Origin of the sequence: Acidithiobacillus sp. HP-11 (genome assembly GCF_015100075.1) — a bacterium.
GTDB classification, from domain to species: domain Bacteria; phylum Pseudomonadota; class Gammaproteobacteria; order Acidithiobacillales; family Acidithiobacillaceae; genus Acidithiobacillus; species Acidithiobacillus thiooxidans.
This window is the reverse complement of sequence record NZ_JACKYY010000014.1, coordinates 1-14198: the sequence shown is the minus strand read 5'-3', so window position 1 is coordinate 14198 and position 14198 is coordinate 1. Positions and strand designations below refer to the sequence as shown.

The following is a 14198-nucleotide window of genomic DNA, read 5'->3' as shown; positions in this document are numbered from 1 at the left end:
CCTGGTATGAGACTCGGGAATTAAGCAACTCTCGAAATTTCATATATCTTGGTTTCCTGTCAGTACCAACATTGGGACGGTTCAGTTGGAAGACTTGTTAGCCATGTAACTTTCTGCCATCTTCGCGAGCCAATGCAGTTTACTGCAGAATTCCACAAGTTCACGCATGTTTGGATCATTCGCGGGCATGGGTTCATGGGTTAGCTCATTCCGCCTATTGATAGCGTATTCGAGATTGGGTTCCTCCCTTTTGTCGAGGAACGTCCAGCCTTTCATCTGCTTCTTGTTGAATGGGTAGCTGACCAACCTAGCGTAATCCTTCCACAGTTCGAACTGCACCACTATGCCGGCTCTGGCGATTACCGCGCCTACACGGGGTGAGTTGCCATCGAGGAAGGAGATCGGTGTCTTCCCGGTTGGATGCCCAGCGTAGTTTGACCCCATTGCGAGCTCCGCTGCTTTCCCCGCTTCAAGACTGGTTTTGATCGAAAGCGGGACCGCTGCTTGAATTCGCTCGGTCCCGTTCCATGAACCGAGACAAGGCCCATCATCCCAGGTTGGATTTTTTGGTACTACATAGTCGTGTTGCATTGCACGCTCTGTGCTGCGTGCAAGGTCATAGACTGAGGTATGGTCGATGAGCCAGCCTTTGGAGAGTTCTAGATATGCGTCGAGTTTCACGGTATGCCTGCCGCTCGAAGTAAGGGTTGGATTTCAAGCCACCGCTGAGGATTCTGCGGAACAGTGAGTGTGAATCGATACCGATTCCCTAGTCAATTTCCAACTGAGTTCCGCCAAAGTTGGCTGTTCCGCATTAAGAAGCAGACGGTTTAATGACATGATTGGACAAAAGGTGAGTGCCCGCTTTTGGCCGATACTACTCGTTCCCAAGCTGGGTGGGAATGACCGCCTACGCTGCCATGCCGCCGTTGAGACTTGATGGTCGGCAGCAGACTGATTGCGGTCATTCAGCGGCAAGCAAATGATAATGTCCGACCTGTACTACCAGTTGGCTGCATACAACGCTGTGGAAGAGCAATAAACCCATGGCCGCTATTCTCCTAAAACAGCAGCGGGAACAGATCGGCAAGTCGTTAGAGATTTTCTACACCGTCAGCATGGAGTTCTGCGGAAATTGGCGGGCGATCACTCATTGGCGTTTCTTGAGGCATAAGGTCGCGAATCACCGGCAGTAAAAAGCAGAGCGATGATGAACGTGGAGCGCCGGACCATCGGCCAAGTACACCAAGCTTCGCGATGACCATGATGGCCGTGACCTACAACATCAAACGCCTGACCTTTCTCGTAACGGGGCCGATCAGAGCTGCAGTGTGCCTGTAATGCGGAAAATCATGGAAATATGGCCTTGAAAAATACCGTTTACTACAAAAACCGTAGGAAAATGTCCTACATCCTGATTTTAGAGGCTAACATCCGTCAGGAAAGCGGGTTTTTCGAGCTGCTCCTCACTTTGTTCCTCAATCACTGGACTGATCTGCTGGATAACATGAAGCGTTTTTTAGCCCCGCCAGTATCTCGCCTCGTCCAGGTTTCGATGCTTTATATTCAAAAATCACTGACACTGTTTGGCAGACAACTTTCAGTAATGACTAAACAGTCCCAGAAAATACCTCAAACTGTACAGTAACCCTGCGAGAGCATCTCTGCCATTACGGAAATCGCGCTGCAGGCGACGCCAGAGAGGCCTTTTACCATTTCGCATGGCATCCCAGCCACGGCAAGAAATGGCAGAAGGTAAATCTTGCCTGATTTGAACAACGAATGGCTCCAAAACCAGTACACGTAAACCATGAAGCCAATATTGATCCAGCACCTTATCCACGGGCTCGGCCATTCGAGTGCTGAACGCCAGCAAGCGTTTTGCAGCGGCGGGGCGAATCAGATAAGCGGCCGTTCCCATAGCAGGCCTGACGTAATGCATCAAAGTATCAGTGTCATCCAATTTTTTGTAGGGTAATCCTTTGCGATCATAGCGTTCCGCCATCAGGCGGAGTACGTCCCAGTCTGTCACATGCGCCAATGCCAATTGTAGCTTGGCCGAAAATTCAGGATCCAACTCTACATCATCTTCCAAAATACACCATGCTGGATCTTGTGATTGTGCACAAAGCTCCCAAAGTGCACGGTGGCTCAAAAAACAACCCACTTCTCCCGGGGTCAGGTCATAACCATAATGCCATTGTCGATAACGCGCATCGTAAATCGGCGGGTAGGCGTCTCTCGTACGAGGCGTAATAGCCGGAAAGATTTTCATGGGTATTCCGGCGTTCCTTCGTAAATCTTCTACATGGTTACGGCGATCCATATCCTCAGTAAGCGTAATAACATAAACCGGCGGCAGAAAGGTTTGGGTGGATGACTTTCGGTGAAGGCTATCGGTGGACATGAGTCATCTTCCACCAGAAAGTGCGGCGTCTGCGCCGTCGTTCGCTTTCGTGATCTATCAAGTCCAGGATACCGGATAAATTTTGATGTTCATTTTGCAGGAGCTTCCACGCCTGCCAAAACTGGGCATCGGGCGATACACCACAGTTTCCCAGCACCTGCATCGTTTTGTGTACCAATGGTAAGATGAGTGGGTTTTCTGGGGAATCATTCCCTGCCTGATGATGGCGCAATTTGCCAGTCAAAAAGTGATGCTTATAGGTATGAAGTCGCTCGGCATGAATCGCAAATCCAAGATGCTCTCCTGCGCGCTGCATCGTCTGTGCAGGATGTTCTAACACCTGATCATAATGGAGGATGGCAATTTTTTGGTTTTCCAGCAGGTTCAGGAAAGGCACCCAATGCGCTAACCACATCAATTGGCTGCGCACGGCATCCATACCATTGCGAGTCTGCAGAGAGGCCACCACGGAAATCGGGTGCCTGAGGGCTAAAACAAATTGTATGTCTATTCCCCCCAGATCCGCTACACGCAACCAGAAAGGAAGTGTGCGCAAGGTTCTGGGATCCTTGAATCCCCAGTTATTCCAAACAGCGATTCTTTGTTCCAGTAATTTGAAGGCTTGTTCGGTCAGGTCCTCGTGACGTCCATCAAGAAAAACTTCAGTTGATAAGATACGCACATCGTTCCATGCCAAATCACAGCGCTGCATCAATTTCTGATTAATTGCGACAACTTGTGCGTCTTCCCAATACCCGCGTGGATTATCCATTCCTGGGGAGATGAGAGCATCCCCCATATGGATACCCCAACATTCCAAACCTTTGGCAATGGCACTGGTCCCGCTACGGTGCATACCGAGTACGCAGACTACGCGGCGCGTAGTGGGAGACATCTCCCCTGATTTCAGGGCAAGTTCAGACATGGCTGATGTGCTCGCTGATCGACCAGGAAGCCCGCAATGACGGCAGCTCCTGATTCAATAGGGTCTCCAGTTTCAGGACATCAGCTGCGTAAATGCTCTCTAGATAGTGGCGCACTGCTGGATCCAGCTGCGGTTTGGAAGAAGATTTTAAAATCAGGTGCTGATATAACCACCACTGCAGGTTTCTAGGCATAAGCCGATAGCCAATCCAGCGGGCCAACGGGCTCGCGGCGCAACGTCTGGACCACTTGCCACGCGGGGCTTTGTAAGCATTATGTACGGTGTTCAGATCCATCTGTAAAAACGGGTCAAAAGCAATACCCAGGTGCTGGGCAACGCGCTGTAAGGTATCTTCCGGAGCTCGAACCAATTCATCGAATTGCAGAATCTGCACATTGAAAGCGCCAAAGGTTTGGAAGTAGCGTTGTACAGGATCCGCATACAGGCCCAAGTCCACGTACATCCGCGAAATCCCCCAGCCTTTTTCGCGTTGCTCAAAATCACGTTTCAGTAATTCCACACTCAACGGCTGATCAACTATTCCCTCACGAAAATCCATCAGATAATGGGAATGAGCGCGAGCTACTGGATCACGCAGCATGATAATGATTTTGGCATCGGGTGCCACTTGATGAATGCGCTCTGGCACTTCGGGGTACCAGAGGTTGGAAGTGCTGGCATCCCCAACGGCAGAGAATTTCAGGGCGCTGCGGTAAAGTTTGAGATAATCTGCCTCGTCTTTAATAAATTCTACCAGGTGCTTACGATTCGATTTTGGTTGGATTTGCGCAAAGAAATGGGGTTCCTTGAACGCCGGTAAAAAAACATCGGGATGCTGCTGAAGATGGCGATAAAGGGAAGTTGTCCCACCCTTGACGGTACCCACCATATAAAAATTGGGCCAAAGCGCTGAAGATGAGGTTGGGTATGATAAAGGCATGGATGACTCCAAGGACAAAACTGATAAAAATTCATCTGGGTAATGTTCCGTGGTATCGAGGAACAGATACCATGGCAAAACCAGTAGGGGTTAAATGCTCACAGTTTGAGTGTTGAGCTTTCCTGTGGCTGTGCTAAAGCCGACACTTTTTCAGGGGCCTGCATGCCTAACCAACGTTTCACCCGATCCCCAAACGACTCCATCCAGAGATAAAAAGCCGGAGTGATGTAGAGGGTCAGAAATTGTGAAAACACTAGCCCCCCAACCACCGCGACGCCTAAGGGCACGCGCGAACCCGACCCAGCCCCAAGGCCAATGGCGATCGGGAGAACACCCAGAATGGCGGCGAAAGTTGTCATCATGATAGGGCGATAGCGCACGGCACAGGCATCCACAATCGCTTCTAAAGCACTTTCTCCTTCGCGCCGCCGGCTGACTGCAAAATCCACAAGAATAATGCCATTTTTCTTGACGAGCCCCATGAGCATAATGATCCCGACGAAACTATATAAATCGAGTGGCTGATGAAAAACCAGCAGGGACAATAGCGCGCCAAAGCCTGCGAGAGGTAAGGCCGAAAGAATAGTGAAAGGATGTAAAAAATGTTCATATAATATGGCGAGCACCACATAGATCAGCAAAATGGTGGCTACCAGCAGCAGGGGCAGCGATGAGAATGCAGACTCGAAGGTGGATGCACTACCTCCAAATTCTCCTGTAACACCCGCAGGTAATATCTGCTGTGCGGTGGCATCAACCTCTTTGGTCACCGTCCCCAGACTGGCACCCGGAGCCAGATTGAAGGAAATGGTCGTGGAGGGTAGTCCATTGTACTGTTCCAGGCTGAGTGGGCCTGCGTCATAGGTAAAATTGGCCACTGCAGACAATGGTACCAGGGTGCCACCGCTTCCCGGCACACTCAATGAAGATAATGCATTAATATTTTGCTGATATTTTGGAGACAATTCGAAAATCACTTCATATTGGTTCGAGTTTCCGTAAATAGTCCCTACTTCCTGTCCCCCATAAGCCAGTGCCAAGGTCTGTTCGATAGATTGCGCTGTCACCCCCATGGCTATCGCCCGGGGACGATTGATCGTGATGGAAACTTGTGGATTGTTGGTTTGTAAATCACTATTAGCTGATTGAATTAGGGTGTTTTTGCGCAACGCAGTCACCAGATTGTGTGTAGCGGTATCCAGGGTGTTCCAATCCTGTCCCTGGAGGACATATTGATATTGCGCATTTGAGGAAATAGGTCCGACCTGAATAGCTGCCGGTTGCTGGAAAAATATTTCGGTATTGGAAAACTGGCGGGTTGCCTGGCGTAGAGAGGCGATAACGGCATCGGTTTTCCCGGAATCTCCGGATTTGAGGCGTACAATCAGACGACCAGAATTGCTTCCGCCAAAGGCTCCAGCACCCTGTCCGGCCGAAGAGATAACCGATTGCACGCTGGAATTTCGCAAAACAACTGCCTCAATTTTTTTCTGCTCCGCCGCCAGTTCGGCAAAGGACATGCCGGTGGGATACTGAATACTGGCAAAAAAGGAACCATTATTTTCATTGGGGATAAAACTTTTGGGTACAATCAGAGCCAACCCTACACTGCCCAGGAGCATCAATCCTGCGACACCCAGTAACCAATTACGGTGTTGCAGCGCCTTGCGCAAGCTGCGGATATAAAAATCACGGCTGCGTGAGAATCCTCGTTCAAACCGGCTTTGTTGGTCCCGGTCTTCCGCAGCACCCCGATGCAAAAAACGACTGGCTAACATGGGGGTAACGGTCAATGCAATCAGGCCGGACAGCAGAATCACCACAGCAATTGTAACGCCGAAGGCCGCAAACAGATGCCCGATAAAACCACCCATCAGGATTAATGGCAGAAAGATGATGGCTAAAGAAAGGGTCATCGCCATGACGGTAAAACTGATCTCCCGAGAGCCGTCCAAGGCGGCCTGCATGGCAGAGGTTCCCCGTTCCAGATGGCGATTGATATTTTCCAGCATGACCACCGCATCATCGACCACAAAGCCTACAGACAGGGTCAGTGCCAGCAAGGTCAGGGTATTGAGGCTATAGCCCAATAACATCATGACCAGAAAAGTAGCCAACAATGACAAGGGGATAGCCAGTGCACCTATCAGAGTAGCCGTAGCTCTGCGTAAAAATAACCACATCACGCCAGCGACGAGCAGACTGGCCAGCAATAAGGTAAAAACCACGTCTTCGATAGCTGCCCTGATGTAATCGGCGTTGTCAAAAACAACCGAAAGCTGCGCACCACCAGGGGCAGATGCCATCAAGGACGGCAGCATCTTCCGGATCCCCTGCGAAATAGCCACCGTGTTACTACCGGGCTGACGAACAACCGCCAGAACGATGCCGGGAGAACCATTAATCCAGGTTTTTTGCAGATTGTACTGCGTGCTGTTTTGCGCCTTGGCTACCGCGCTGAGAGGAATGGGTTGCCCCCCTGCGTACGCCAGAATCAGATGATTGAAAGCTTTGGCCGTATGCAGCTGCCCATGTACCTGCGCGGCAAAATTCACTTTGCCGCCCTCAAGCGTTCCCTCTGGCAAGTCCACATTGGCCGATTCAATCGCGGATTCTACCGCATTCAAGCTGAGCCCACGTGCCGCAAGAGCAAAGGGATTCGCGTAGATGCGCACGGCATAGGTTTGCGCGCCAAAGACCTCGACATCGGCAACGCCCGGAACCGTGGATAAAGAAGTGGCTACTTTCGTTTCCGCATATTTATCCAAATCGTACAGCGGCATATTGGCCGCTGACAGACCGATATACATGATCGGTGTTGCGGTCGGGTTGATGTTTTTGACCAGCGGTGGTTCCGGCATCCCCGGAGGCAAAAAATGTTCTGCCTGCGAGACCGCATCGGAAACGTCCTGAGTGGCCTCAGCGGCTGACTCGTTGAGGGAGAACTGCAGGATAATCCGGGTAGACCCGTTTTGGCTGGTTGAACTCATCGCCGTCAATCCGGGAATACTCGAAAATTGCCGTTCAAGCGGGGTCGCTACGGCACTGGACATGGTTTGCGGACTCGCACCAGGTAGAGAGGCGGTCACCAATACCGTTGGGAAACTCACATTGGGGAGCAAAGCGGAAGGTAATTGCAGATAGCCAAAAATCCCCAGGATCACAATAGCCAATGCCAGTACTGTCGTCGCTACGGGCCGACGGATAAACGGTTCGGAGAGATTCATGCCATACCCCCGGATTTTTTCGGGGTCCTTGATGCAGCCTTAGTGTTGGAGGAAATAGCGCGTACGGGCGCACTGGGTCGCAAGCGTGCGGGTGCGCCTACAATGACTTGAGTGCCTACGTGAATAGGCCCAGAAATGGCTGTCTGGCCCTTATTTTGGCCCAAAAAAGTGACAGGTTGCATGATCGCTTTACCTTGCCGAATCACATAGACAAAAGGCCCAGATTCGCCTTCCTGCAGGGCAAGCGAAGGAATCAATAAAGCATCGTGTAAGCGTTTTTTAGTAAAGACGACCTGCAGATACTCACCTGACCAGATGGCATTCTCCGGATTCGGCATGGTGGCCTGAACCGTCACTGTCCCAGAGCTTGAACTGACGCTGTTATCGATAGCGGTGATCGGACCATGACCGAGAAGTTTCTGTTGATCTTCATTCCATACCTGGACGGTATCGGCCTTACTCTTCAACGCATCACGCAAATCTCCAAGGTTTTTTTCCGGAAGACTGAATTGTGCTTTGATAGGCTGGGTTTGATTGATGGTCGTCAGGGTAGTGCTGTTGGCCGCGACCAGATTCCCCGATTTGATGGTCAACAGGCCGACCTGCCCGGAAATGGGGGCATTGATCCGCGTATAGGAAAGATTCAGTTCCGCCTGTTGGAGGGCTGCCTGATCCGCAGCTACGGTCGCATTGGCCGTCTCTGCGGAGGCCACCGCTTCCTGATAGGTCTGCATGGTCACGTAATTTTTGGCGATGAGCGGCTTATAGGCCTGGACCTGGAGCGCATCATAGTGCGCCTGGGCTATTTCCCCTTCCAGGTTCCCCTTATCCTGAGCCACTTCGGCAGAATACATGGCAGGATTTATTAAAAATAAAGGCTGCCCTCGGGTGACCCATTGTCCAGAATGTACATAGACTGCCTGTAGGGTACCGCTCACTTGCGGCGTCACGGTTACGCTGTGTATAGGCACAGCCTGACCCAGCGTATCCACGGTGATGGGCAGATTCCCTTGGGTCACTGATGCTACCTCTACAGGAAGAGCGGGAACCTTGCGGTGGTGGGTTTCCTGGCAACCGGAAAGATTGGTCATAATGACCAGTCCCAGCACCACAAAAGCGCTCTGTCGAAGCCAACGCAATGAAGGGGTGGCAAGAAGCGTGACGCGATTGCGCGTGAGATGAATGATTTTCATGATTGATCCTGCAAGGATGTCAGATCGTGCGGAATTTCTATGTAACCCAACGCATTGGCCAGATTGGCCAGATCAATGTAGCCGGTCGTAATGTCCTGAATCTGGGTTTGTTGCGCCGTGGTCAGCGTTGCTTGAGCCGTCAGTAAATCCACCATGGTGGCCAATCCTACTTTATATTGCGCCCGAACAGCTTTCAGTGAAGCCTGGGCACTGGCTACGGCCAGTTGCGCGGCCTGAGCGGCCTCGCGTGCGCCCAATACCGTCTGATAGTCTTGATAAACAGTGAGAGAAACCGTTTGCGCTTCTTCATTCAAACTGGCCTGTGCACTGTTGACTTGGGAGCGTGCTTCTTCTACCTGGTAGCTGTCTTTGAAGCCAGAGAAAATGGGGACGGTGAGGGTAACGCCGATGGACCAGTTTTGCGAAGGAGATAACTGATTCTGGAACCGCTTACCGCCGCTGACCCCCAGGCTCAGTGTCGGTAAGCCCACCGCCTGATCAGACTGGACGTCCGCACGGTCTGCAAGAATCTGGGCCGCATCGGCAGAAACAGAAGCATTGTGACTGATCGCATAGTGAATCAAGGTTTGTACGGCAGGGGTAACGATTGGTGGAAGCACCTGGGGGTTCAATGGTTGAAGCGGTATAGGATTGTCCGCCGACAAGCCACAGGATTCAGCCAGGGCACCCTGATCCGAACGGACCTGTGCCCGCGCCGAAATCAGTTCGGCTTTCGCCTGGGCCAGTGCCGCTTTGGCTTGCAGTACATCACTGATCGTGGCCATGCCTGATTTCTGCTGAATAGTGGCCGTATTCAGGCTGGCGAGGTCTTCTGCGACCGTCTGTCGATAGGCGCGTACCAAGGCTTGTTCCCCGATCAATTGATAATAATTTTGTGTGACGGAAAGGGAAACATTTTGTAGAGCGAGGTTGTTATCGAAGCCGGATATAAATAACTGGGCCTTTGCGGCGTTGCGTTGGGCCGCACGTGCACCAAAATCCAGCAAAACATAACTGAGGCTCAGACTCGTAGAGTCTGCATTCAAGGCGGGTATGGCAAACCCTGCGGTGCTGTTTTGCTGAGAACGATTTGCCGAACTGGTGAGGGTCAGGGTCGGTAAATATCCCGAAGTAGCCACACCCAATCCCGCCGCTGAAGCTTGGAGATTGGCGTAGGCCACCTCGGTAGCAGGATTATGACGCAGAGCATAAGCGGTCAGTTGGGCAAGGGTCATCCGATGGGTGAAATGCACATTATTCGGCCGGGTGGCGGTGGGAAGCTTGAGGGCGTGATCACTCCATGCCGCCCCTGCTCCCGAGCTCAACCAAGCCTGCGTGTCAAACGGATCTGAAAAAAACGTATCCAACGGCGCGGCACTGGCGGCCAAGCCCCAGCAGCACAGGGTGGTACCCATCATGATCCGCAGAATTTGTATCGAAGTCACGGCATCCCCTTTATGCAACTCAAGGCTATACTAGTGGCTTTAACCCTGTCTGTGCAGACTTCCTGACCCGCTGAATTATGAATAGATGTAAATGGATGGAGGGTCAGTATTGAAGTTATCTATTGTTTATCAAAAAGATGTTGTAAATATGCCGCTGCGGTTAGCTCTGGAAATTTACAATCCTTAACATCTTCTCACTGTAGAATCGCTTTCTGCCGCAGCTATGATGCTTTCCAGAGATTCTCGCCGGAATCTGCTGGTGACTCTTTCACGCAAGGGGGCAAATCATGTTACTGCGTCATACGGAACTTGTTCTTACGGCTATCCAGTCATTCGGCTGGACGCAAAGTGAAGCATCAAGGGGTACCCGATCGGTAACAGAACCCGAAATCCTTGACCCGTTCCCCAATGGCAAAACCCGGCTCAATGGTTCTCAACCGCCGATTCCAAGGATGCTGGGATTAATTGAGCGCCATAAAAATTTTCTGACGCTGGATGCGCATCAGGTCAAAGCGCTGAAGGCCATTAAACGGAGCTATTGGTTGCAATATCGACGGCAGTTTCAGCGGTCACTCTTACATGGTGCAGCCCTACACAACGCGATTACCACCGGAAATCACGAACAGGATATTCCAGACCTTTCCCGGGCCTTGGAGCAGGATCGCCGAATGATCGGTCAGATAGTGGCACGCGTGACCACAAAGTTGGATGCGCTGCTCTCGTCGGCGCAAAAACAGCGCTTGCATGTGTTTTCTTCTGACAGCCCATGCACGCATTTTGGGTTCCAATGACAGAAAGGATGGTGGTGTAATGAACCCATTACTCTGGCTGGTGAATTGTACAGATACACAATCCGCACTGCTCGCAGATTATTTGCGGGATAGAAGCTTTGACATTCGTCATCTGAACAAAACGGCGGTGTATGGTCCTCCCCCTAAAAATATGCCCCTGCCTGGTGCGTGCCTGATTTTTGGCTCACAGAATAGTGAGCCATTGATTCATCGAATGAGATCCTGGGGTTTTGATGCGCCGTTGATTTTTCTTTTCCAGTACGGCGGCACAAGAGATTGCATATCCGTTCTCGAAGCGGGGGCGGACGAATGTGTGCACATGCCCATTAGTCATTTTGCCTTTCTGGCACGTCTGCATGCCCTGTTACGAAGGGCGTCCGTGGCTTCCTGGCTACCACCTGAATCCGTCGAGCAACCACACGAAAACGCTCATTCTCATCTAGCCAGGAGATTAGCCGCTGAGGAGGAGCAGGCGATTTTCGCGGCTTTGCCGCAGGTCATACCACAATGAAAAACTTACTGGCGTGGTTCAACACCACGTTTGTCCGTATGGCATTGATGATAGCCCTTTTATTGATTGGTAGTCAGGTCAGTATTTTTTTTCTTGTACAGCACTTCATGAGAGACAGCCATGCACAGGATCTCGCCCGGCGCTGGGCTCAGGTCCTCGTGTTGGCATCCCATCTCCCCGTGGCTCAACACGAAGCTGCCAAGGAGCTTTTGGGACTCAATGTGCATGTTTTGACCCCTGACCAATTTCCTGTGCCGCAACCTCAGCCGAATCCATTCCTGATTCAGGTCTCACAAAATTTAAGGGGCATCCTGGGGTCGAGTGTGCGTATTGAGGCCGACCCCGCACAACATGTTATCCGCTTGTTCTGGGCTGGGCCACGTGCTGTAGAAGTCAAGTTGCCTATACGCGAAGCCATTCCTAAATCGCTGCCTTGGATCCAATTGTTAGCGATTCTGCTGGTCTCTTTGATCGGTGGTTTCTTGGCCGCGCGCCAGAGTACGCGTCCCCTGATTCGTCTGGTCGACCGCCTGGAAAAATTCCGGCACGGTGAAAAAAAATCCACGTTGATTGCGCGAGGACCGCGTGATATCCGTCAGTTGATTGAGCGTTTCAACCGTCTTGTTACGGAAATTGATGCGTTGATTGATGAGCGGGAACTGGTGCTGGTGGGGGTTTCCCACGACCTGCGTACACCACTCACGCGCATGCGCCTTGCCGTGGAGCTCCTTGAGAAAAGTCAATCGGAACTGCGCGACGATCTTATTGAAAACGTTCGTGAAATGGATGAGATCATTCAGCGCTTTATAGCTTATGTTCGGGAAGGGACCGAAGAAGAACTGGAGCCCACCAATTTGGTCACTTTGATAGTGAATACCATAGAACGCTTTCAGGAAATCCACGCGCTTGACGTGTCCTTGCAAGCGGTCCCGGTTCCTGATCTACATCTGGGTAAAACGGGTTGCGAAAGGATTTTCAGTAATATTCTGGAAAATGTTGTACAGCATGGACTTGGGCCGGTAGAAATCCAACTCATAGTAGACCGGTCTCTGAATCGGGTGATCGTAAAAATCCGTGACCATGGTTCAGGCATCCCCGCCCATTTAATAGCGGATGTGACCAAGCCCTTCTTTATGGCTGGCAAGGGCGCAAATACTGGGCTTGGTCTGGCCATTGTCGAGCGATTGATGCGTCACCAAGGTGGGGACGTATCCCTCAGTAACCATCCTGAAGGAGGTCTCCTGGTTACGCTCATTTTCCCTGTAGACGCCAGTCATCAACTCGGTTCTTAAGGAGAAACTCGTCACTTACAACAGTCCACTATCGGCAATATTCAAAAACGCACTCAATAAGTTATAGGAGCGTATCATGAAAGCCTTACATTTTCTTTGTAGCACATTTGCCCTTGCTCTGATCTATCCCGTCGCAGCCTGCGCCCAGGAGGCAAACAGCACCATTCTTGCGGCAAACAACGCCATCGGCTTTGCCGCTTCCGACATGTTGATGAACTACCAAGAACACATCACCCCGGGTCCGTCTGATACGGAATCGGGCTGGATGCCGGGCTTCGACATCCAGCTGGACAACATGAACAACGCGTTTGTACCCAATCTCTACTGGGCCATTCACTACCAATACGCCTCCGGCAACATCCACTACCTGGGAAGTTACATGGATGGGACGCCTGCGACTGGACTGGATGCAGCGACCACCAATCGGGTATTGGCCAAATTCGGCATCGGGATCCCCTGGCAGTCTAGCGTCGTCGTGACCCCCTACCTGGCGGGAGGTTATCAGGACTGGCAACGCAATTTACTGGGCACGGGAGGCTACGATGAAACCTACAGCGCCGGTCTGGTTGGGGCCGGGTTACTGCTACAAATCGCCCCTACGCCGCGTTGGGTGCTTGGACTGGATACCGAATTGCTGGCGGTAGTAGATGGCGAAAACACGTCTACTGGATTGATGCCCTATCCGGTACCCATCGCATTTGGCACTTCTGGAGAGGAAAAAATTGGCCTGCAAGCCAATTACCATCTCCGGGGACCCTGGCATTTTTTTGCCGGTACTGCCTTCACGCATTTTAATTACACGGGGGGCACCAATCCATCCGCAGGCATTGAAGAGCCCTCTTCGTCAACAAACCAGTTCGCGACAGACGTCGGCGTCGCCTACCAGTATTGACTGTATCCGTGCACGGTTAAAAGGAAAATCGATCCCCCATGGCTACCATGTCACCACGTCTCCAGATTCTCCTGCCAGAATATCGTGCTGAACCTGGATATCGCCTGACTCCCTGGGTACTCCTTTCGGCGTTGCTGATTGGCAGCGGGTTAGTCCTGCTACTATGGCATCGGCCTTCCCTGAAGCTGATCACGAAAACCGGCTATCCGACCCAGCATACCTTTCAAATTCTGCCTGAACCGCTGCAAGGAGGACGCGCAGTACCGACTGCACGTCCGCACTCCACCCCCGCCATACGACCAACCAGGCCAACTCGAACATTCAGCCATCCCGGAGGCTACCCATCTGTCCGCCCACAGGTGGTGGTGCCCACAACGCCAATGGTACCCGGCTCTACGCGCAAGGCAACTAGCAGCTTGTCGGACTTTCATTTTGCCTAAAATTATCGTATAATTACTTACGATTCAATGTGATGAGTGATTTTATGGCCCACTTCCTCGATACTGACCGCAAGACTGATTATCTTCTGCCCCCTTCCATGGACGACTGGCTCCCAGAAGGGCACCTGGCCCGCT

The 14198-nt window shown here is 51.7% G+C and carries 12 protein-coding genes and 1 pseudogene; 6 read left to right on the top strand and 7 right to left on the bottom strand.

Features of this window, described 5'->3' with window-relative positions:
• Positions 1-81: 81 nt before the first annotated feature.
• The gene (locus tag H7F08_RS05915) at positions 82-681 is read right to left on the bottom strand and encodes a hypothetical protein (protein ID WP_193640090.1); all 600 of its coding nucleotides are present in this window, start codon (positions 679-681) and stop codon (positions 82-84) included.
• Positions 682-1225: 544 nt separating this feature from the next.
• Here H7F08_RS05915 and H7F08_RS15855 point away from each other — a divergent pair.
• Positions 1226-1341, top strand: a pseudogene (locus H7F08_RS15855) (IS5/IS1182 family transposase); the annotation flags it as partial.
• 259 nt (positions 1342-1600) lie between these two features.
• Here H7F08_RS15855 and H7F08_RS05910 read toward each other — a convergent pair.
• The 6 genes from H7F08_RS05910 to H7F08_RS05885 all read right to left on the bottom strand — a co-directional run bounded on the left by H7F08_RS05910 (position 1601) and on the right by H7F08_RS05885 (position 10137).
• Positions 1601-2407 (bottom strand): glycosyltransferase family 25 protein, encoded by an 807-nt coding sequence (locus H7F08_RS05910; RefSeq protein WP_193640089.1) that lies wholly within the window; start codon positions 2405-2407, stop codon positions 1601-1603.
• A complete protein-coding gene (locus tag H7F08_RS05905) occupies positions 2394-3332 on the bottom strand; it encodes a sulfotransferase family protein (protein WP_193640088.1) in 939 nt (312 codons plus the stop codon). Before H7F08_RS05905 ends, H7F08_RS05910 begins: the two co-directional genes overlap by 14 nt.
• A complete protein-coding gene (locus H7F08_RS05900) occupies positions 3325-4272 on the bottom strand; it encodes a sulfotransferase family protein (protein ID WP_193640087.1) in 948 nt (315 codons plus the stop codon). The genes H7F08_RS05905 and H7F08_RS05900 overlap by 8 nt, the downstream gene beginning before the upstream one ends.
• Before the next feature lie 98 nt (positions 4273-4370).
• Positions 4371-7499 (bottom strand): efflux RND transporter permease subunit, encoded by a 3129-nt coding sequence (locus H7F08_RS05895; RefSeq protein WP_193640086.1) that lies wholly within the window; start codon positions 7497-7499, stop codon positions 4371-4373.
• Positions 7496-8692: an efflux RND transporter periplasmic adaptor subunit gene (locus H7F08_RS05890; RefSeq protein ID WP_193640085.1), complete on the bottom strand. Its 1197-nt coding sequence runs from the start codon at positions 8690-8692 to the stop codon at positions 7496-7498. The genes H7F08_RS05895 and H7F08_RS05890 overlap by 4 nt, the downstream gene beginning before the upstream one ends.
• Entirely contained in the window at positions 8689-10137 is a 1449-nt protein-coding gene (locus H7F08_RS05885; RefSeq protein ID WP_319803964.1) for a TolC family protein, read from the bottom strand. Before H7F08_RS05885 ends, H7F08_RS05890 begins: the two co-directional genes overlap by 4 nt.
• A gap of 287 nt (positions 10138-10424) precedes the next feature.
• Here H7F08_RS05885 and H7F08_RS05880 point away from each other — a divergent pair, with 287 nt between their 5' ends.
• The 5 genes from H7F08_RS05880 to H7F08_RS05860 all read left to right on the top strand — a co-directional run bounded on the left by H7F08_RS05880 (position 10425) and on the right by H7F08_RS05860 (position 14063).
• The gene (locus H7F08_RS05880) at positions 10425-10928 is read left to right on the top strand and encodes a hypothetical protein (RefSeq protein WP_193640084.1); all 504 of its coding nucleotides are present in this window, start codon (positions 10425-10427) and stop codon (positions 10926-10928) included.
• A gap of 19 nt (positions 10929-10947) precedes the next feature.
• Positions 10948-11439, top strand: coding sequence for a response regulator transcription factor (locus tag H7F08_RS05875; RefSeq protein ID WP_193640083.1), 492 nt, complete (start codon positions 10948-10950; stop codon positions 11437-11439).
• Entirely contained in the window at positions 11436-12731 is a 1296-nt protein-coding gene (locus H7F08_RS05870; protein WP_193640082.1) for an ATP-binding protein, read from the top strand. The genes H7F08_RS05875 and H7F08_RS05870 overlap by 4 nt, the downstream gene beginning before the upstream one ends.
• Positions 12732-12807: 76 nt before the next feature.
• Positions 12808-13623: a hypothetical protein gene (locus H7F08_RS05865; protein WP_193640081.1), complete on the top strand. Its 816-nt coding sequence runs from the start codon at positions 12808-12810 to the stop codon at positions 13621-13623.
• Positions 13624-13661: 38 nt separating this feature from the next.
• Complete coding sequence (locus H7F08_RS05860; RefSeq protein ID WP_193640080.1) at positions 13662-14063, top strand: hypothetical protein; 402 nt, start codon at positions 13662-13664, stop codon at positions 14061-14063.
• Positions 14064-14198: the final 135 nt, after the last annotated feature.

Bases quoted from the DNA above. Each gene is read 5' to 3' on its own strand.
- H7F08_RS05905 (WP_193640088.1), bottom strand. From the start codon at position 3,332: ATGTCTGAACTTGCCCTGAAATCAGGGGAGATGTCTCCCACTACGCGC.
- H7F08_RS05895 (WP_193640086.1), bottom strand. From the start codon at position 7,499: ATGAATCTCTCCGAACCGTTTATCCGTCGGCCCGTAGCGACGACAGTA.
- H7F08_RS05910 (WP_193640089.1), bottom strand. From the start codon at position 2,407: ATGTCCACCGATAGCCTTCACCGAAAGTCATCCACCCAAACCTTTCTG.
- H7F08_RS05875 (WP_193640083.1), top strand. From the start codon at position 10,948: ATGAACCCATTACTCTGGCTGGTGAATTGTACAGATACACAATCCGCA.
- H7F08_RS05890 (WP_193640085.1), bottom strand. From the start codon at position 8,692: ATGAAAATCATTCATCTCACGCGCAATCGCGTCACGCTTCTTGCCACC.
- H7F08_RS05900 (WP_193640087.1), bottom strand. From the start codon at position 4,272: ATGCCTTTATCATACCCAACCTCATCTTCAGCGCTTTGGCCCAATTTT.
- H7F08_RS05880 (WP_193640084.1), top strand. From the start codon at position 10,425: ATGTTACTGCGTCATACGGAACTTGTTCTTACGGCTATCCAGTCATTC.
- H7F08_RS05870 (WP_193640082.1), top strand. From the start codon at position 11,436: ATGAAAAACTTACTGGCGTGGTTCAACACCACGTTTGTCCGTATGGCA.
- H7F08_RS05860 (WP_193640080.1), top strand. From the start codon at position 13,662: ATGGCTACCATGTCACCACGTCTCCAGATTCTCCTGCCAGAATATCGT.
- H7F08_RS05865 (WP_193640081.1), top strand. From the start codon at position 12,808: ATGAAAGCCTTACATTTTCTTTGTAGCACATTTGCCCTTGCTCTGATC.